Source organism: Lancefieldella parvula DSM 20469, from assembly GCF_000024225.1.
Lineage (GTDB): Bacteria > Actinomycetota > Coriobacteriia > Coriobacteriales > Atopobiaceae > Lancefieldella > Lancefieldella parvula.
The window spans coordinates 716,792-734,934 of the sequence record NC_013203.1; the positions used below are offsets into that span (position 1 = coordinate 716,792).

Annotated in this window: 18 protein-coding genes; 9 read left to right on the forward strand and 9 right to left on the reverse strand. The window is 45.3% G+C overall.

The window, feature by feature from the left end; genetic code table 11:
• The first annotated feature begins 70 nt into the window (after positions 1-70).
• From rnd to APAR_RS03320, 6 genes are all read left to right on the forward strand, one after another.
• Positions 71-1,210 carry a ribonuclease D gene (rnd, locus tag APAR_RS03295; RefSeq protein WP_012808726.1) on the forward strand — a complete coding sequence of 380 codons (1,140 nt, stop codon included), beginning with the start codon at positions 71-73 and terminating at the stop codon, positions 1,208-1,210.
• 209 nt (positions 1,211-1,419) lie between these two features.
• Complete coding sequence (locus tag APAR_RS03300; protein WP_012808727.1) at positions 1,420-2,106, forward strand: zinc metallopeptidase; 687 nt, start codon at positions 1,420-1,422, stop codon at positions 2,104-2,106.
• Positions 2,107-2,108: 2 nt separating this feature from the next.
• On the forward strand, positions 2,109-3,458 hold the full coding sequence (xseA, locus tag APAR_RS03305) for an exodeoxyribonuclease VII large subunit (RefSeq protein ID WP_012808728.1): 1,350 nt from the start codon (positions 2,109-2,111) through the stop codon (positions 3,456-3,458).
• Between the two features lie 14 nt (positions 3,459-3,472).
• The gene (xseB, locus tag APAR_RS03310; RefSeq protein WP_012808729.1) at positions 3,473-3,736 is read left to right on the forward strand and encodes an exodeoxyribonuclease VII small subunit; all 264 of its coding nucleotides are present in this window, start codon (positions 3,473-3,475) and stop codon (positions 3,734-3,736) included.
• A gap of 10 nt (positions 3,737-3,746) precedes the next feature.
• Positions 3,747-4,091, forward strand: a complete 345-nt coding sequence (locus APAR_RS03315; RefSeq protein ID WP_012808730.1) for an HIT domain-containing protein — start codon at positions 3,747-3,749, stop codon at positions 4,089-4,091.
• A gap of 136 nt (positions 4,092-4,227) precedes the next feature.
• Positions 4,228-5,397 (forward strand): acetate/propionate family kinase, encoded by a 1,170-nt coding sequence (locus APAR_RS03320; RefSeq protein ID WP_012808731.1) that lies wholly within the window; start codon positions 4,228-4,230, stop codon positions 5,395-5,397.
• 69 nt (positions 5,398-5,466) lie between these two features.
• Here the strand turns inward: APAR_RS03320 and APAR_RS03325 are convergent, their stop codons facing one another.
• Together APAR_RS03325 and pta are read right to left on the reverse strand one after the other, a co-directional pair.
• Positions 5,467-6,408: an aldose 1-epimerase family protein gene (locus APAR_RS03325; protein WP_012808732.1), complete on the reverse strand. Its 942-nt coding sequence runs from the start codon at positions 6,406-6,408 to the stop codon at positions 5,467-5,469.
• Between the two features lie 129 nt (positions 6,409-6,537).
• Positions 6,538-7,518 carry a phosphate acetyltransferase gene (pta, locus tag APAR_RS03330; RefSeq protein WP_012808733.1) on the reverse strand — a complete coding sequence of 327 codons (981 nt, stop codon included), beginning with the start codon at positions 7,516-7,518 and terminating at the stop codon, positions 6,538-6,540.
• Between the two features lie 240 nt (positions 7,519-7,758).
• On the opposite strand from pta, the gene glf reads away from it, so the two are divergent.
• Positions 7,759-8,961: a UDP-galactopyranose mutase gene (gene glf / locus APAR_RS03335; RefSeq protein ID WP_012808734.1), complete on the forward strand. Its 1,203-nt coding sequence runs from the start codon at positions 7,759-7,761 to the stop codon at positions 8,959-8,961.
• 11 nt (positions 8,962-8,972) lie between these two features.
• Positions 8,973-10,007 (forward strand): glycosyltransferase family 2 protein, encoded by a 1,035-nt coding sequence (locus APAR_RS03340; protein WP_012808735.1) that lies wholly within the window; start codon positions 8,973-8,975, stop codon positions 10,005-10,007.
• Between the two features lie 77 nt (positions 10,008-10,084).
• Here APAR_RS03340 and APAR_RS03345 read toward each other — a convergent pair whose 3' ends face one another.
• The 7 genes from APAR_RS03345 to pflB form a co-directional block, all read right to left on the reverse strand.
• The gene (locus APAR_RS03345; RefSeq protein ID WP_012808736.1) at positions 10,085-10,747 is read right to left on the reverse strand and encodes a Maf family protein; all 663 of its coding nucleotides are present in this window, start codon (positions 10,745-10,747) and stop codon (positions 10,085-10,087) included.
• Positions 10,748-10,856: 109 nt separating this feature from the next.
• Positions 10,857-11,042 carry a ferredoxin gene (locus APAR_RS03350; RefSeq protein ID WP_012808737.1) on the reverse strand — a complete coding sequence of 62 codons (186 nt, stop codon included), beginning with the start codon at positions 11,040-11,042 and terminating at the stop codon, positions 10,857-10,859.
• Between the two features lie 400 nt (positions 11,043-11,442).
• Positions 11,443-12,768, reverse strand: coding sequence for a 23S rRNA (uracil(1939)-C(5))-methyltransferase RlmD (gene rlmD / locus APAR_RS03355; protein ID WP_012808738.1), 1,326 nt, complete (start codon positions 12,766-12,768; stop codon positions 11,443-11,445).
• Positions 12,769-13,818 carry a tryptophan--tRNA ligase gene (trpS, locus tag APAR_RS03360; RefSeq protein WP_012808739.1) on the reverse strand — a complete coding sequence of 350 codons (1,050 nt, stop codon included), beginning with the start codon at positions 13,816-13,818 and terminating at the stop codon, positions 12,769-12,771.
• A gap of 41 nt (positions 13,819-13,859) precedes the next feature.
• Positions 13,860-14,663, reverse strand: coding sequence for a pyruvate formate-lyase-activating protein (gene pflA / locus APAR_RS03365; RefSeq protein WP_049754779.1), 804 nt, complete (start codon positions 14,661-14,663; stop codon positions 13,860-13,862).
• A gap of 13 nt (positions 14,664-14,676) precedes the next feature.
• Entirely contained in the window at positions 14,677-14,928 is a 252-nt protein-coding gene (gene grcA3 / locus APAR_RS03370; RefSeq protein WP_012808741.1) for an autonomous glycyl radical cofactor GrcA3, read from the reverse strand.
• 65 nt (positions 14,929-14,993) lie between these two features.
• On the reverse strand, positions 14,994-17,150 hold the full coding sequence (gene pflB, locus APAR_RS03375) for a formate C-acetyltransferase (RefSeq protein ID WP_012808742.1): 2,157 nt from the start codon (positions 17,148-17,150) through the stop codon (positions 14,994-14,996).
• Between the two features lie 370 nt (positions 17,151-17,520).
• Here pflB and APAR_RS03380 point away from each other — a divergent pair, with 370 nt between their 5' ends.
• Positions 17,521-18,102 carry a 5-formyltetrahydrofolate cyclo-ligase gene (locus tag APAR_RS03380; protein ID WP_012808744.1) on the forward strand — a complete coding sequence of 194 codons (582 nt, stop codon included), beginning with the start codon at positions 17,521-17,523 and terminating at the stop codon, positions 18,100-18,102.
• The last annotated feature ends 41 nt before the right edge of the window (positions 18,103-18,143 follow it).

Here is an 18,143-nt window from a genome sequence, read left to right on the forward strand (position 1 = left end):
AACAAGCTGATATATCATTTTAATACGTATGAGTGTATCGCTTTAAGTTAGGTACTTAATCGGCAATTGGATGGACGCATTGTATATAGCAACCTCAGAAGAACTTTTCGCATTTTGTGAGCGAGCAAAGACTTCACATATCCTTGCAGTTGATACGGAGTTTCTTCGCGAGAAAACCTACTTCCCCAAGCTTTGCCTGGTACAGGTTTCCACGGGTTCTGAGATTGCCGCGATTGATCCGCTGCTGATTGATGACCTCACTCCACTTAAAGAACTCTTGGAGAATCCAGAAATTGTCAAGATTTTACATGCCTGCTCACAAGACCTTGAGGTCTTGCTAGAAAAAATGGATTGCGCATGTGCTCCTGTATTTGACACGCAGGTTGCAGCTGCATTTTTGGGTATGCGACAGCAGGTGAGCTATGCCGGGTTGGTAGAAAATTTTGCCAACGTTAAACTTGCTAAGGCTGAGTCATTAACGGACTGGTCAAAGCGACCTCTTGATAAAGAACAGTTGGTATATGCTGAGGATGATGTTAGATATCTTCCCGCAATTTACAATCAAATGGTCGAGAAGCTCATCAAACTTGACCGTTTAAGTTGGCTTAAGCCGGAAATGGACCAGCATACAAATATTGATCAGTACCGTCGAGATCCCTATCAGGCATATCTTCGTTTGAAGCGTTCTGGTTCACTTACGCGCAGGCAGCTTGCTATTGCTCGAGAGGTTTGCGCCTGGCGAGAAGAGATTGCTGCTAAAAGAGATGTTCCACGTAAATGGGTGCTTTCTGATGAACTTATTATCGAGATTTGTCGCCGTGTCCCTACAACATCAGATAGACTACGCAAGATTCGTGGCACTGAGCAGATTTCTCAAGGTGGGGTAGTACATCTTCTGGATGCAATTAAACGCGGACAAAAGACACCTGCTGGTCAGTGCCCAAAAATTGAGCATCATGCTCATCCTTCTGCTGGCTCAGAAGGTGTCGTTGAGTTAATGTATGCCCTTATTAGAATTGTTTCAGAAAAAGAGGGAATTGCATCTCCTTTAATTGCTAATAAAGACGATCTTACTGATCTGCTTTTGGACAAGGATGATGCAAGACTTAAAACTGGATGGCGCTACCAATTAGTAGGTAAACAACTTGTTGGACTACTCAATGGCGAGGTAGGGCTTACGGTTAAAAATGGTCGAGTAGAGCTGCTGTAGTAGCAATACTTAAATTCAGGAACAAGCAGTCATCTTAGCTTATTTTCAGTGTGTTTAAATGTACATACAAGACACGGTTCTTCATAAGCTTATAGTAAGAAGCAAGTTTTCTTTTCTTATTTTCTTTGAGTGTGATTACTCTTGTAAACCCGAGTTTTTGTCCGGTAAGTTGGGTATACTCATCTTTAAACATAGATAGGAGAAAAAATATGTATTACTCTGGTGCATTTATCCCATACATTGTTTTAGTGGTTGTCTCTTTGGTACTCGGATTAGGTACTCAGTGGTACATCAAGCATGAATTTAAAAAGTATTCTTTAGTTCCTTCAGGGTTTAATGCTAGTGGCGCTTCTGTTGCTCGCGCCATGATGGATGCTAATGGAGCAGCTAACGTTGGCATTAAGAGAATTTCTGGCGAACTCACAGATAACTTTGATCCACGTGATAATTGCCTACATCTTTCTGATGCAAACTTCTCGGAGGGTAGCGTAGCTTCGCTTGCTGTCTCTTGCCATGAGGCAGGTCATGCTGTTCAGACAGCTAAGATGTTTATGCCAGCACGCGTCCGTTCTGCTCTTGTTCCTGTTGTTAATTTTGCGGCTGCATCGTGGATTTATGTCTTTATCGCTGGTATTTGGCTAAATATTTCAGGTATGACCATGCTAGCAATATGGCTGTACGCATTTACCTTCCTGTTCCATGTAGTTACACTTCCAGTAGAGATTGATGCCTCAAGGCGTGGATTAGCTTTTTTGAAGGCAAACGCCCCTGCGGGTTTTGATTACGCTGGTGCTAGAAAGGTGCTTATCGCTGCTGCCCTTACTTACGTAGCTGCTGCAATGGTTTCTGCGCTTCAACTTTTGTATTTACTTGGTTCTTCTAGAAACAGGAACTAGTAATGAATCAGATTCAAGAGAAAGAAGATTCTGTTCTTTCAGTATCTGATGCAGTGCTTTTTGCAAAAAATGAAGTTGCCTCAATGCCGTCTATGACGGTAGTTGGAGAGGTTTCTGGATTTAGAGGTCCAAACTACAAATCTGGTCATTGCTATTTTGACGTAAAAGACCCAGTTAGCTCTATGTCGGTTATTGTTTGGTCAAAGATTTATGCTGCTAGTGGTATTACGTTGCAAGACGGCATGAAGATTCAGATGAAGGGAAAGTTTGATATTTACGCTTCAAGCGGCAAGCTTTCTTTTCATGCTCGCACTATCCAGATTGCTGGAGAAGGAGACCTCCGTCAGAAGGTGGCACAGCTTGCTAAAAAGCTAGAAAAAGAAGGTCTTACTGATATTTCTAGAAAGCGCTCTATTCCAGAGTTTTGTACGCGCATTGGTGTGGTTACGTCACTTTCTGGTAGCGTAATTGATGACGTTAAACGTACGCTTGCACGTAGAAACCCCCTTGTAGAGCTTGAGGTTTCCGGATGTGCTGTTCAGGGCACTCATGCGCCCGCAACTATCATCAGAGCGCTTCAGGTGGCTGCAACCACGCGTCCAGACGCAATCTTGCTGGTACGTGGTGGTGGCTCATTTGAAGACCTTATGTGTTTCAATGATGAGGGAGTAGCGCGTGCTATTGCTGCATGCCCTATTCCTGTTATTACAGGTATTGGACATGAGCCAGATACTACAATTGCAGATATGGTTTCTGATAGAAGAACTTCAACGCCAACGGCTGCTGCAGAGTCTGTGGCTCCCGCAATTAGCGAGTTACAGACTACGTTTAATAACAGAATTTCTCGCCTTGGAAACGCTACAAGAAAGATTTTGCAGTTCTATAAAACGGGTCTTATTACTGTTGAACAGCGTTCTAACTTGGCAATGAAGAATGTTTTATCAAGTAAAAAATATCAGCTAGATAAGTTGTCTGATCGTCCTTGTTTGAAGGATCCTATTTATATTATTTCTACAAGAACAGAAGATCTCAATCAGACTGAGCAAAGGTTAATGGATGCTTTTCCTGCACTTCTTTCAAGAAAAAAAGAGATGCTTTTTGTTGAGTCACAAAGACTTACCAGAGCTAGTGCCGCCATGTTTCATCCACATCAGGCTTTGCTGTCTTCGCTTGCAGGAAGGCTAGATGCACTTTCTCCTTTAAAAGTTCTTACAAGGGGATATGCATACGTTCAAGATGAAAGAGGATCTGTTATTAAAACGGCCAAAGAGGCCTCTGTTGGAGATTCCTTGCTGGTCAAAATGAGGGATGGAACAATTAAGGCAACTGTTTCTGACATTGAACTTTCATAAATAAGAGGAATGATATGGATACTAAGAAGACTGAAGAGCTAACTTTTAAAGATGCTTCTATTGAACTTGAGCAGATTGTTCGTAAGCTTGAAGGTACTGACTTGGAGCTTGAGGAGTCTTTGGCTCTGTATGCTCGTGGTGTTGAGCTGGTAAAAGACTTGCGTAGTAGGCTTGATACTGCTGAGCAAAAGGTAAAAGTTTTGCTTGATGAGTCTCAGGCTGGGGCGGCAATTACTGATACAACTGCAGCACCCTCCACTGCATATTTAGATGAATAGAGGAGAAGCTATGTCTGATTGTATTTTTTGTAAGCTGGCAAACAAAGAGATTCCTACAGACTTTCTTTATGAGGATGAAAATGTTGTAGCTTTTAATGACTTGCATCCTCTAACTCCTGTCCATGTTCTTGTTGTTCCTAAGAAACATTATGACAACATCATTGATGGTATTCCTGCTAACACTCTTGAAAGTGTCACTAAAGCTATTGCTGCAGTAACAGAAAAAACAGGAATCAAAGAATCTGGTTTCCGCGTAATAACTAATACCGGCGAGCATGGCGGGCAGTCAATTAATCATGTGCACTTCCATGTTTTGGGTGGCAGGCAACTTGATGATGCAATGGGTGAAGAATAAAAATATTTAAGTTTTTTGCTCGTCTATTTAGTCTCAAGACATCTTGGGGTTTATTATGTCATGCGGTTATGTTTGTTTGAAGTAGGAGAGAAGAAGACTAACCAGTCTTACACAGCTTCACAGAAAGAGGAGTTACATGAACGTACTGGTTATTAACGCTGGCAGCTCATCTCTTAAGTATCAGCTTCTGGACGTTGACACTCGCGAGGTTTATGCAAAGGGAAACTGCGAGCGTATTGGCATCGAAGGTTCTTTTGTTGGCCATGAGGAGCTTGGTGGAGAGAAACAAAAACTTGAGGTTGCTCTTCCTGACCACAAGACAGCTATTAAGCATGTCTTTGACATCCTTAAGACTATTGATAAGCCAATTGATGGTATTGGTCACCGCGTTGTTCAGGGTGGTTGGTACTTCCCAGAGTCTGCAGTTGTAGATGATAAGGTCTTGGCTCAGGTCCGTGAGGTTGCCCCACTTGCTCCTCTTCATAACTACGCAGAGGCTGACGTTATTGAGATTTGTCGCGAGCTTTTCCCAGAGGTTGGCAATGTAATCGTCTGTGATACCTCCTTCCACTTCAATATGCCAGAGAAGGCACATCGCTATGCTCTTCCTCGCGATGTTGTTGATAAGTATCACGTCCGTAAGTACGGCGCACACGGTACCTCTCACCGTTATATTTGGCGTGCAACTAATGAGTTTACCAACGGTCAGACTCACAAGCTGGTAAGCTGCCACCTTGGTTCTGGTGCTTCTCTTTCCGCTATTGAGGATGGACGCGATCTTGAGACCACTATGGGTCTCACTCCACTTGATGGTCTTATCATGGGCACCCGTTGCGGTACTATTGACCCTGCTACAGTGTTTTATCTCTCTCGCGTTGGCGGTTACTCTATCGATGAGATTGACACTATGATGAACAAACAGTCCGGTCTTCTCGCTCTGTCCGGTCACTCTGATTCTCGTGATATTGAGGACGGCGCTCACGCAGGGGATAAAGACTGCCAGCTTGCACTTGAGATGTTCTACTATCGCACTTCTCAGCTCATCATGGAGATGGCTCAGGCTATGCACGGCTTTGATACCATGGCATTTTCTGCTGGTATTGGTGAGAACTCCGATGAGATGCGTCTTGGCGTTGTTAAAGAGCTTGAGTGGATGGGTGTCAAGATTGATGAGGAGAAGAACAAGGTTCGCTCCGGTGAAATCCGTGACATCTCTGCTCCAGATTCAAAGGTACGCGTTTTGATTGTTCCTACCAATGAGGAGTACATGATCGCTCTTGACGTTCAGGAGCTTCTAGGTAAGTAAGCTTTACTTATAATCTGAAGAATTTTATCAACTCCCGCTTTATGCGGGAGTTTTTTATAAAGATATGCATTAGAAGACCGTGATGCTCAATGTTTTAGTAATGCTTTGCTTAGGTTCAAGGCTTATGATACCTGGCTTGTGCTCAAAGATACCATCGGTGTCAATGGTATCTGCAATGCCGCACCATGGCTCAAGGGCAACAAAAGGACAACCAGGAGCTGCGCTCCAAATACCCAGATAATCAAAGCCTTCAAAATCCATCTGAATGCCATGAGTTTCGTAGACATCATTTGTGATTGCGTCTTCAGTATCACTTTCAATGCTATTCGCAGTAACGTTGGATGTCAGTACAATGCGTCTATCAGGAACATTTTCAAGCGTGATGGTCTTCTCGCGATCAATAAGTTCCCAAGACAGAGGAAGTGTATCAGAGTTCACAATAAGCCTCTGAGGAGTTGCGTAGTCACAAAGCCCTTCGTCGGTAATAGAAGGACCATAGCTGGTCCAGGAGCGCGTAAACGTGAGGCAATACTGGTCTAAAGAGGTTGACTCAACGCCCGGAACAGGAATGTTAAATGCAGGGTGTGCACCAAGGGTGAACGGCAATACAACATTTGCAGGATTGGTGACTTCATAGGTTTGTGTCAGCGTATTGTTTGCTACCGAGAAGATCAGTCTGAGCTCAAAGCTGTAAGGATAAGACTTGCGAGTCTCCTCTGTGCTTTTTAGCTGGAGCGTTACAGAAGAATTGCTCTTCTCGACAACTTCAAATTGGTTGAGACGAGCAAGTCCATGGCGAGAAAGGGAAACGGTACCCTCTGCAGACTTTGCCTTACCATCTTTGAGAACACCAACAATGGGGAAGAGGATGGGTGCACGTCTTGGCCACCAGTTGGAATCTCCCTGCCAGAGGTATTCAGACTCACCCTTACGTAAGCTCATGAGCTGTGCACCCATGGTGTCAATTGAAGCGGTAAGAGAGTCGCTAGAAATAGAAATAATTTCAGACATTGATGCCTCCAGCTAAAGAATAAGCCAGCCTCTTATAAGACTGGCTTAGTATATCAAGTTAGAATGAGCAAAGAGCTTCTTCTAGTTAAACGTATGATGTAGGAGCACCCGTCCGCTAGTTTAGAAAGACTAGTTATTGTCTGCCATTTGAGCCTGAACAGCAGTAATTGCAACAACACCAACAATATCGTCAGCAGAGCAACCACGGGAGAGATCGTTGACAGGACGAGCAATACCCTGAAGGATTGGTCCGTATGCATCAGCACCACTGAAACGCTGAACAAGCTTGTAGCCAATGTTGCCAGCCTCAAGGTTGGGGAAGACAAGGATGTTAGCGTTTCCAGCAACTTTGGAGAATGGAGCCTTGAGCTTACCAACCTCAGGAACAAGAGCTGCGTCAAGCTGAAGGTCGCCGTCAAGTGCAAGCTCAGCGTTTTTCTCGTGAGCAAGCTTTGTGGCCTCCTGGACCTTCTCGGCAGTTGCGCCACCAGCAGAGCCCATGGTGGAGTAGGAGAGCATAGCAACGCGAGGCTCGTCGCTCATGAACGCGCGCCAAGAATCAGCGGAAGCAAGAGCAATCTCGGAGAGTTCCTCTGCGGATGGATCAATGTTGAGGCCACAGTCAGCAAAGAGCAAGGTGCCATCCTCACCAAAGCCAGTAGAGGTGCTCATGATAAAGAATGCAGAAACCAGTTTAGTACCAGGAGCAGTCTTGATGATTTGCAGCGCAGGCCTCAAAGTGTTTGCAGTTGAGTGGCAAGCACCAGAAACCAGACCATCAGCGTCACCCATCTTGACCATCATGGTTGCAAAGTAGGTAGCATCGTTCATCTGCTTGCGAGCTTCCTCAATGGTGACGCCCTTGCGAGCACGTAGTTCAGCAAACTTCTGAGCATATGCCTCATGGCGCTCATCAGTGGCAGGGTCTACTACAGTTGCGCCCGGAACATTAATCTGCTCAGGATTGCCAAGAATAATGACCTTTGCAATACCCTCTGCAACAATCTTCTTAGCAGCATCGATGGTACGCTGATCCTCGCCTTCTGGAAGAACAATGGTCTTTACGTCAGACTTAGCGGTTTCTTTCATACGGTCAAGAAACTTGCTCATGTGTCATGCTCCAATCATATTTTGATATCTGTACCTTGTTGAGTTTTGCACTTCTCAACTTGTAGTTTGTATAAAAGCCAGATACAAAATGTTAAGAAATGCATTTTCACACTAGTTGCATATTTTACGCCTAACGGTAGAGCTTTGTGCTCCGCATAACTCACTTTATGGTCACGTGTTAAAATGGGTAAAGTTTTTGTATACAAATCCTGCGCACTTAGGCGCACATGGAGGTTTTATATGTCAATCAATCATGGTCTTCCTGCCGGTTTTAACCCCGACAACTACAATGTTATTGTTGTTGGAGCTGGCTATGCGGGTGCAGTTGTTGCGCGCCGTATGGCAGAAAACTGCAATTCAAAGGTAGCAATCTTTGAGCGCAGAAATCACATTGCCGGCAACGCTTACGATCGCCTTGATAACGCGGGTGTTCTTGTTCACGAGTACGGTCCGCATATCTACCACACCATGAGTGACCGCGTTCACCAGTTCCTCTCGCGCTTTACTGAGTGGACTAACTACCAGCATAAGGTTTTGGCTAACATTAACGGCCAGCTAATGCCCGTTCCTTTTAACCACCAGTCTTTGAAGCTTGCCTTTGGAGAAGAGCGTGGCGAGAAGCTCTATCAGAAGCTGGTTCTTACGTTTGGTGAGAATGTCAAAGTTCCTATCATGGAGCTTCGCGAGAAGAACGATCCAGATCTGGAAGAGATTGCTGATTACGTTTACGAGAACGTTTTCCTGCATTACACCATGAAGCAGTGGGGAAAGACTCCAGACCAGATTGACAAGTCCATCACGGGTCGTGTTCCAATTTTTGTTGGCGATGATGACCGTTATTTCCCAGGCGCAACATATCAGGGTATGCCAAAAGAGGGCTACACTAAGCTCTTTGAGAATATGCTTGACCATGATTTGATTGACGTCTTCTTAGATGTTGATGTCCGCGACATTATGAAGCTCAGTGCGTCTAACATTAGTGTTTGCGAGAAGCCATTTGTGGGTGAGGTAATTTATACCGGTCCTCTGGATGAGCTTTTCAATCTCGACCAGGGTGCTCTGCCATATCGTACGCTTGATATGCAGTTTGAGACGCTTGATCAAGATCAATTCCAGCCTGTTGGTACCGTAAATTACACCACTAGCGAGGACTTTACTCGTATCACTGAGTTTAAGAATATGACTGGTCAGGTTGTTCCAGGTAAAACAACTATCATGCGTGAGTACTCACATGCATATGTTCCAGAGAGTGGTCAGACCCCTTATTACGCCATTCTTGAGCCAGAAAATCAGAAGCTCTATCGCTCTTACAAGGAGCGTACTTCTGGCATCTTGAACTTCCATGCAGTTGGTCGTCTTGCTGAGTATCGTTACTACGACATGGATGGCGTTGTTGCTTCTGCGCTGGAACTCTCTGACGAGCTTATTGCTCATCAGGCATAGGGAGAGCTTGCATGAATAAGACAATCACTTTTGGTATTCCATGCTATAACTCTTCGGAGTACATGGATCACTGCATAGAGTCTATTCTTGAGGGTTCTGATTATGCCGATGACGTGCAGATTGTTATTGTTGATGATGGTTCTATAAAAGATGATACTGCCGCTAAGGCCGATGCTTGGCAGGATCGTTATCCAAACATTATTAAAGCCGTTCATCAAAAGAATGGCGGTCACGGCATTGCTGTTATGAAGGCTGTTTCTCACGCTGATGGTGTGTACTTTAAAAACATTGATTCAGATGACTGGGTAGATGGCGATGCCTTAAAGACTTTCCTCCAGCAGCTCCGCACTTTTATTGCTTCTGATAATCCTGTTGACTTGGTTCTTTCTAACTATGTCTACGAGCACGTTGAGGACAATACTCAGAACTTTGTAGATTATCGCGATGCTATTCCCACCAATAAGATTATTGGATGGGATGAGATTGGCCGTTTCAAGCTGTCTCAGTACCTTCTGATGCACTCAATTACGTACCGAGTTGAAGTTCTGCGCTCTGCAAACATTCAGATGCCTGAACATACCTTCTATGTGGATAACGTCTACGCTTATGTTCCATTCCCTAAGGTAAAGACTATCTATTACGTTGACGTTGATTTGTATCGTTACTTCATTGGTCGAGACGATCAATCAGTTAACGAGAAAGTCTTAACAAGCCGCGTGGATCACTACTGGCGTGTTGCTCGAAATATGATGCATGCATATCACATCTACGACGACGTTTCATCTCCACGTCTTCAAACGTACATGATGAGTTACTTCACTATCATCATGGCTATCTGCTCGGTTTTCTCTAAGATGAGTGACCGCGAGGACGCTATGGACCAACTGGAGGAGCTCTGGGATGAGCTTCGTGCTTACGACAAGAAGATGTACCGCAAGGCTCGTTACGGTCTTGTAGGCACTGCTACAAACCTTCCTGGTAAGATTGGTAAGACGGTTACCATTGGTGGCTATCGTGTAGCTCAGAAGGTTGTTAAGTTCAACTAAATGTTTGAGCATATCTAAAAAGCAAAAACCCTCGTATTCAAGATGATACGAGGGTTTTCTTTATTTACAGAGGTGCTTTAGTGCTTACGACCCGCAAGGGCATGCTCTAGATAGTCATGATTGCCGGTAAATTTAACCAGCTCTCGAGAAAGTAAAGAGATGGGGAGTCCCACGACATTCTCGTAATCTCCTTGAATGCTCTGAACTAGATAGCGGCCATTTCCCTGAATGCCGTAAGCGCCAGCCTTGTCCATTGGCTCACCTGAGGCAACGTAGGCAGCAATCTCATCTTCAGAGAGTTCAAAGAACGTGACGTCAGTAGTCTCCACAAACGCTACTGCAACAACAGATGGTGCTCCATCAGGAGAAGGGGACTTGAAAGCCTTAAAGCGTCGCAGAGCAACACCAGTGGATACGTGGTGAGTCTGGCCAGAAAGCTTAGAGAGCATACGTTTTGCATCTTCAGCATCTGCAGGCTTGCCAAAAACCTTACCATCGACTGTCCAGACAATAGTATCTGCCGCAAGAACAATCTCATTGTTGAGCTTCTCAAAGTTGGGCTGCTCCATGAGCTTATAGCATACTGCAATGGCTTTTTCTTGAGCTAGGCGCTTTACAAGCGCAAGGGGTTTCTCGTCATCTTTACGAGTTTCATCAATATCAGCAGGCATAACCTGTGGATCTATTCCCATGGACTGTATAAGCTCAAGACGCCTAGGGGATTGTGATGCAAGAATCATGTAAATTCCTATCAATTGTGGTTTTGCTGATACTGTACCCAAAAAAGAAGCCTGATAGGCGAGAAACCCATCAGGCTTACATGCTAAGAAAGAAAAGCTAAGCTAAAAACTAGTCAAGCTCAATAGCGGTGACTGGGCAGCCGTCGCAAGCCTCCTGTGCTGCGTCCTCTGCAGCCTCAGGAACCTCTTCCTCAATAGCGTGAGCAAGACCGTCGTCGCCGATTGCAAATACCTCAGGAGCAGTGCTCTCGCAGAGACCGCAACCGATGCAATCCTCATTAACTGTTGCCTTCATAATACATTCCTCTCCGTATCTCGAGCCCCTTACTCGAGTAATACTTATCTTGCATTCAAGAATACTTGATTGCAATGTATTTTTTACACGTTTCTTTGCTGTTATGCAACAACAAAGGCGTAGATAATTTGAAAGAACATTACTTGTAGTAGCAAGTACACATCTGACCTGCATATGAAGTTGCATTTAAAATAATGATGAAGATACATGCCAAAAGGCATGAGCATCAAAACGTTAAAAGCAGGAACGTAAAATGTTGGGTTTAGTTTTGAGTTAGTTGATAGAACCGTATTTGCGATAGTTGACAATCATATAGGGCAAAGTGATGAAAAGTGCCAAAACAGGAAAGACAAGCATGGCAATTTTGATGGAATTTATATATCCCATTGAACCTCCGAGCTTAAATTCGTTTAAGCAGGCAAACGTTTTCTACATGGAAGGTCTGTGGGAATAGGTCTACTGGGGTGACGCTCACAGGTTTGTATGAGCCAATTTCAACAAAGCGCTTAAGATCACGCGCTAGTGTTGCAGGATCACAAGAAACGTATGCAATAGCACGTGCAGGCTGCTTAGAAAGCTGCTGAATTACATCAGGAGCAAGTCCCGCACGAGGAGGGTCAACAATAATAACGTCAGCATCTGTATCGGGGAATTCTCTTCCTGCGTCTCCGCCTACTGCGTCAACGTTATCAAGCTTGGCCAGTTCAAGGTTGCGGCGTAGATCTCTAACTGCTGGGCCGTAAGCTTCAACAGCAGAAACAAATCCTGCACGCTTTGCCAGAGGAAGCGTAAAGGTTCCTGCTCCACAATAAAGATCCATTGCCTCGTCATCTGGTTGAACATCCAAACCAGAAAGTACAAGCTCAACGAGTTTCTCGGCGCCCTTGGTATTGACCTGAAAAAAAGAAGGAGCAGAAAGCTGCATCTTCTGACCATCAATCAGCTCGCTCCACGAGCCGGAGCCACTCAGGCGCTCTACACCTACAACACGGCGAGCTTTACTGGGACCTTTGGTCATCACGCGGACAACACTTGTTGCTTTTACCGCGTCACTCAAAACGCGTGCCACTTGCGCGCGTGGGAAGCCGCTCGGAGCGGTCCAGAGCGCCACTTCAAGCTCTTTAGTGCGTCTAGATACTCTGATGCCAATACGCTCTACATCAAGCTCGTGAGAGCCTGAGAGGTAGGAGAGCGCACCGCTTACAGCGCCGACTGCCTTTTGGTTGCTTTTATCCAACAGCGGACAGTCTTTAATGCGAACAATATCTTGTCCGTTAGGCGCATACATTCCTACCAGTGTTTTATTGCCATTACGCTTAAACGCAAGTTCAATTTTGTTGCGGTATCCCCACGGCTCGCCAGGGGAAACAATATCTTTTACCAGTTCCGAAACATCGTCGGGTGAAAAATGCCCAATGCGTTCAAGAGCAGAGACTACACTGTTGCGTTTCTCGACAAGTTGCTGCTCGTAGACAATGTTGCCCCAAGGAGTGGCGCCCGTAAGTGCCACAAAAGGATTGGGACGAGGCTCTCTGAATTCCGATGCCTCCAAAACCTTTACAAGCTGACCGCGAGAAAACCTATCTGAGTTCTCGGTAACCTGTACGCTGACAGTATCTCCAGGGACGGCGCCGCCAGAGATGAAGACCGTTTTGCCTTCTGATGTATGAGCGATGGCGTCTGGACCATAGCTCATGCGTTCTACATGTAAGGTGAGTTCAGACACTTAGTAGACCATTCCCATTGCTTCACGAACCTCGTCAAGCGTTGCATTAGCAATAACGTTTGCACGAGCATTTCCGTCGTGGAGGATATCGCGAATAAGATCTGGCTGAGCTGCAAACTCTGCGCGCCTCTGACGAATTGGCTCAAAGTAGGAGTTAACAGCATCAATGACGTAAGCCTTGAGTGCTCCGCCACCACCCATGCCAATCTCGTCAGCAATTTCTTTTGGATCACGGCCAGTACAAATGCCAGCAGTGGTGAGCAGCGCTGAGACGCCAGGACGGTTCTCTGGGTCAAAGGTAATCATGCGCTCGGAGTCAGTCTTTGACTTCTTGATAAGCTTGGCAGTTTCCTCAGCTGTCATAGAAAGCGAGATAGCATTTCCGTAAGACTTGCTCATCTTGCGACCATCAAGACCAGGAATAAGTGGGGTGGAGGTGAGAAGGCCAGAAACCTCTGGGAATACCTTTCCGTAGCGCTCATTAAAGCGACGAGCAATTTTAGAAGTAATCTCAATGTGAGGCAGCTGATCGCGACCAACAGGAACAACATTTCCTTTACAGAAGAGAATGTCGCATGCCTGGTGAACAGGATAGGTTAGGAGAAGACCTGTGAGAGCATGTCCAGATGCCTCTTGCTCTGCCTTAACGGTTGGATTTCTATGCAGTTCAGACTCACTAACAAGCGAGAGGAACGGAAGCATAAGCTGATTAAGAGCTGGAACTGCAGAATGTGTGAAAATCATGGTCTTTTCTGGATCAATTCCGCAGGCCAGATAATCAATAACCATATTGTAGACATTGTCTGCAATATGCTCAGTAGTGTCTCTGTCTGTAATAACCTGATAGTCAGCAATAATAATATTGGTATGAACACCAAGATTTTGGAGTCTTACGCGCTCAACAATAGTGCCAAAGTAATGGCCAAGGTGAAGTCTTCCAGTAGGACGGTCACCAGTAAGCATGTTGTACTTTCCTGCATGCTCAGCTAAATCCGCCTGGATTTCATCAGAACGGCGTACAGCTGCTTCATAACTGCCTTCGTTTGGCATAGTGACTCCTTGAAGTAAATTAATGCGTGAACTAAGTTAGTTTACCGCATTCCAAGCTTTTTGCGTTCAAGGGTGCGAGCAATAAGGATTTGTTTGCGCAGCTCTGGAATCTTTTTTGCATCCATAGCAGGAGTATCAGAAAGCTTGTAAGGAATGCCAATCTCTTCATACTTTTTTACGCCCATTACGTGGTAAGGAAGAACATCTAATCCAATAACATTATCCCAGTGAGCAATAATCCTACCAACACCAGCAAGTTCTTCTGCTGAATCAGTGATACCTGGTACTACAACATGTCTGATAAGAACTTTAATACCCCTACGGTTGAGCTCATCGCCAAATGCAAGTGGTCTTTCTGAACCAACTTCACAGAGATTTATGTGTCCCTTTGGATCAGAGTGCTTGATATCAAGGAGCACCAAATCCGTGTTATCAAGAATGCGCTCAAATTTCTCTGGAGTTTCTGGATTGTATGCAATGCCAGAAGAGTCAAGACAGGTATGAATACGTCCACGTGGGTCGTTATGAGCTGCTTCAAAAAGAGCTCCAACAAACTCTGGTTGAGCAAGTGGTTCGCCACCAGTAGCCGTAATTCCACCGTTTCTATAAAAAGCTCTATTGCGGTTAAAGGTGGCAAGAATTTCTTTTACCGATGTTTCTGTTCCAATACCAAATTGCCATGTATCTGGATTATGACAATAGGCACAACGCATTGGACACCCCTGGGTAAATACAACCAGGCGAGTTCCAGGGCCATCTACGGTGCCAAAGGTCTCAATAGAGTGAACCCGCCCACAAACTGTGAGCGGGTCATTGAGATCCATGTGAGTATCAGAACAAGACATGGACAAGAAATCCTTAGAGAGCGTCGTGGAAGGTACGAGAAATAACGTCGTCCTGCTGCTCTTTGGTAAGGGAGTTGAACTTAACAGCATAACCAGAAACGCGAATAGTCAGCTGAGGATACTTCTCTGGGTGTGCTTGAGCATCAAGAAGAGTGTCCTTAGTAAAAACGTTAACGTTAAGGTGATGACCGCCCTCCTCAGCATAGCCATCAATCATGTTTACAAGGTTATCAATCTGCTCGGAAGCTACTTCGTTTGACTTCATGTGGTTCTCCTTACGAGTTTGTTGGCGAGAAGAGACGTGTAGAGAGATCTTCTCGCCAGGGCTTGTTATTTACGATCCTCAGCACCTTCAGCTGCGGATGGATCTGCCTCACAGGCGCAATCAATCTTGTTCTCAATCTGAATGTCAAGATTCATGTCAGAGAAGTCGATGTGGTCAAGGTTAAGCTCACTGCCGTGGAAGTAGACATCAGAGCCCTTACCAAGAGCATTAGGAATGATTGAGAAGGTATTGGATATACCGTCCTGTGCGTCGTTGAATGGAAGCTTAGCAACGGAGGCTAGAGATGCAACCGCGCCATAAGTGTCACGTCGGTGCATTGGGTTAGCACCAGGAGCAAAAGGAACACCAGCGCGACGACCATCAGGGGTGTTGCCGGTAGCTTTACCATACACAACGTTAGAGGTAATGGTCAGGATAGAAGTGGTTGGAACGGAATCGCGGTAGGTGTGGTTCTGACGAATCATCTTCATGAAGATCTCAACGATGTCATGAGCAATAGTGTCAACGCGGTCATCATCGTTACCGTATTTAGGGAAGTTTCCCTCAATAATGTAATCGGTGACAAGACCAGTCTCATCGCGGACAACCCTTACCTTTGCGTACTTGATTGCAGAGAGGGAGTCAGCAACAACAGAAAGTCCTGCAATGCCTGTTGCAAACCAGCGATGAACGTGCTCATCGTGTAGAGCCATTTGAATGCGCTCGTAGCTGTACTTATCGTGCATGTAGTGGATTGCATTAAGAGCGTTGACGTAAACGCCTGCAAGCCAGCGCATCATGTCCATATACTTAGAGAAGACATCGTCGTAATCAAGATACTCGCCTTCAACTGCACGATACTTAGGACCAATCTGCTCGCCGGTCTTCTCGTCACGACCACCATTGATTGCGTAAAGAAGACATTTAGCAAGGTTTGCACGAGCGCCAAAGAACTGCATCTCTTTACCAATGCGCATGGAGCTGACGCAGCAAGCAATTGCGTAGTCATCGCCATGATAAACGCGCATAAGATCATCGTTCTCATACTGGATGGAGCTGGTGGTAATAGAAATCTTTGCGCAGTAGCGTTTGAAGCCAACTGGAAGCTTGGTGGACCACAGAACAGTCAGATTAGGCTCTGGGCTGGTACCCATGTTTTCAAGAGTGTGGAGCCAGCGGAAGCTGGACTTGGTAACCATAGAGCGGCCATCAATGCCAATGCCACCAATGGACTCAGTGACCCACTGAGGGTCTCCGGAGAAGAGCTCGTTGTACTCAGGGGTACGGGCAAACTTGACCATGCGAAGCTTCATAACCAGGTGATCAACAATCTCCTGAATCTCAGATTCAGTGAAGGTACCACGAGCAAGATCGCGCTCTGCATAGATGTCCAAGAAGGTGGTGTTGCGACCAATGGACATTGCAGCGCCATTCTGCTCTTTTACAGCGGCAAGATAACCCAGGTAGAGCCACTGAACAGCCTCTTTGAAGTTCTCAGCAGGACGGCCCAAATCAAAGCCGTAAATCTCACCAAGCTGCTTAAGTTCTTTGAGCGCACGAATCTGCTCAGAGAGCTCTTCGCGATGACGAATGGTCTTCTCGTCCATGATGGAGCCGGTGCCATTTTTCTGATTTGTCTTGTCTGCAATAAGAGCATCAACGCCGTAAAGTGCAACACGACGATAATCGCCGATGATGCGGCCACGGCCATATGCGTCAGGCAGACCAGTGATGATGTGGGAGTGACGGCATTTACGCATTTCCTCGGTATAGACATCAAAAACGCCAGCGTTGTGAGTCTTGCGACGATAGGTGTAGAAGTTAACAATCTCTGGGTCAACCTCGTATCCATATGCCTTGCAGGCAGCCATTGCCATACGAATGCCACCGTCTACCATAAGGGCGCGCTTAAGTGGCTTGTCCGTTTGAAGGCCGACAATCTGCTCAAGTGGCTTCTCAATGTAGCCAGCCTCGTGGGAAGTGATAGTGGAAACCAGCTTGGTATCCATATCAAGTACGCCACCATTTGCGGTTTCTTGAGCAAAAAGATCCATAACATCCGCCCAAAGCTTTGTAGTAGCTTCAGTTGGACCAGCGAGGAAGGAATCATCACCATCGTAAGGGGTGTAATTCCTCTGGATGAAGTCTCGGACGTCAATTGCTTTTTGCCAGTTACCACCGACAAAGCCGTCCCAAGCCTCCTGTGCTGGTGTTTCCTGCATAACACACTCCTTTTTACATGGATTTTTGAGTCCATGTTCACGCTGAGCGTAATGAGTGGAGCATGACCGCTCAGCAGTTTATAAATAGCAATCTTGAGACTAATTTTGACAGCGAGCATGTCTTTGGACAAATGGCGTCAAATATTAGTCGCGACTTCTAACTTTACTCAATATGTAGTGTTAAACAAGTGAGAAATACGCAATATTTTGACAAGTTAGAAATGACTTACATTTCTGCAGGTCAGAAAATTGTTAAATAATAAGCTATATAAAAAATGTTGAGAATTAGTCACATTTATTTTTGATAGGTATCTGTTTTTCTTAAAATGTCTACAGAAATGTTGCTATTCTTAGCCACAGGGGAGGTGCAATGGATACTGTGGTAACAGAAAAACAACGCTTGCGAGAAGAACGTCTGGCAGCAAGAAAAGCTCTTACTGAGCAAGAGAGAACTGAGCTTGATGATTGTATTACTCAGAAACTTCTTGCGCTCTCTGAATACGCAGACGCTGCTACTGTCTTAACGTATGTTTCTGTTTCATTTGAGATTTCTACCAGGAAACTTATTGAATGCGCATTGCGTGATGGCAAGACTATTGCGGTGCCTCGTTGTCTGCCTGGACATTGTTTAGAGTTTGTAGCTATCACGTCACTAGATCAGCTTGTGGCAGCACCTTTTAACTTGCTTGAACCTGCAAAAGAACTGTCTGCTTTAAAAGAAGATCACATGGAAGCTTCGATTTGTGTTGTTCCAACGCTTCTTGTTGATACAAAAGGATATCGCCTGGGTTATGGTGCAGGATTTTACGATCGGTTTCTGTCTACGTATTCTGGCAAGAAAATATGCTTGGCCTATCAGCAAAATTTGAGTAAGACAACGCTTCCGTATACAGAATTTGATGTTCCTGTAGATATAGTGATAACCGACTCAGGCGTGCTTACGTGTGCATAAAAGCCTGCTGCAATTTTGGCATTACAGCAGGCTTTTATTTC

What these genes read in the sequence shown, in the direction of transcription:
- rnd (WP_012808726.1), top strand. Translation starts at nt 71, where the DNA reads ATGGACGCATTGTATATAGCAACCTCAGAAGAACTTTTCGCATTTTGT.
- APAR_RS03300 (WP_012808727.1), top strand. Translation starts at nt 1,420, where the DNA reads ATGTATTACTCTGGTGCATTTATCCCATACATTGTTTTAGTGGTTGTC.
- xseA (WP_012808728.1), top strand. Translation starts at nt 2,109, where the DNA reads ATGAATCAGATTCAAGAGAAAGAAGATTCTGTTCTTTCAGTATCTGAT.
- xseB (WP_012808729.1), top strand. Translation starts at nt 3,473, where the DNA reads ATGGATACTAAGAAGACTGAAGAGCTAACTTTTAAAGATGCTTCTATT.
- APAR_RS03315 (WP_012808730.1), top strand. Translation starts at nt 3,747, where the DNA reads ATGTCTGATTGTATTTTTTGTAAGCTGGCAAACAAAGAGATTCCTACA.
- APAR_RS03320 (WP_012808731.1), top strand. Translation starts at nt 4,228, where the DNA reads ATGAACGTACTGGTTATTAACGCTGGCAGCTCATCTCTTAAGTATCAG.
- APAR_RS03325 (WP_012808732.1), bottom strand. Translation starts at nt 6,408, where the DNA reads ATGTCTGAAATTATTTCTATTTCTAGCGACTCTCTTACCGCTTCAATT.
- pta (WP_012808733.1), bottom strand. Translation starts at nt 7,518, where the DNA reads ATGAGCAAGTTTCTTGACCGTATGAAAGAAACCGCTAAGTCTGACGTA.
- glf (WP_012808734.1), top strand. Translation starts at nt 7,759, where the DNA reads ATGTCAATCAATCATGGTCTTCCTGCCGGTTTTAACCCCGACAACTAC.
- APAR_RS03340 (WP_012808735.1), top strand. Translation starts at nt 8,973, where the DNA reads ATGAATAAGACAATCACTTTTGGTATTCCATGCTATAACTCTTCGGAG.
- APAR_RS03345 (WP_012808736.1), bottom strand. Translation starts at nt 10,747, where the DNA reads ATGATTCTTGCATCACAATCCCCTAGGCGTCTTGAGCTTATACAGTCC.
- APAR_RS03350 (WP_012808737.1), bottom strand. Translation starts at nt 11,042, where the DNA reads ATGAAGGCAACAGTTAATGAGGATTGCATCGGTTGCGGTCTCTGCGAG.
- trpS (WP_012808739.1), bottom strand. Translation starts at nt 13,818, where the DNA reads ATGCCAAACGAAGGCAGTTATGAAGCAGCTGTACGCCGTTCTGATGAA.
- pflA (WP_049754779.1), bottom strand. Translation starts at nt 14,663, where the DNA reads ATGTCTTGTTCTGATACTCACATGGATCTCAATGACCCGCTCACAGTT.
- grcA3 (WP_012808741.1), bottom strand. Translation starts at nt 14,928, where the DNA reads ATGAAGTCAAACGAAGTAGCTTCCGAGCAGATTGATAACCTTGTAAAC.
- pflB (WP_012808742.1), bottom strand. Translation starts at nt 17,150, where the DNA reads ATGCAGGAAACACCAGCACAGGAGGCTTGGGACGGCTTTGTCGGTGGT.
- APAR_RS03380 (WP_012808744.1), top strand. Translation starts at nt 17,521, where the DNA reads ATGGATACTGTGGTAACAGAAAAACAACGCTTGCGAGAAGAACGTCTG.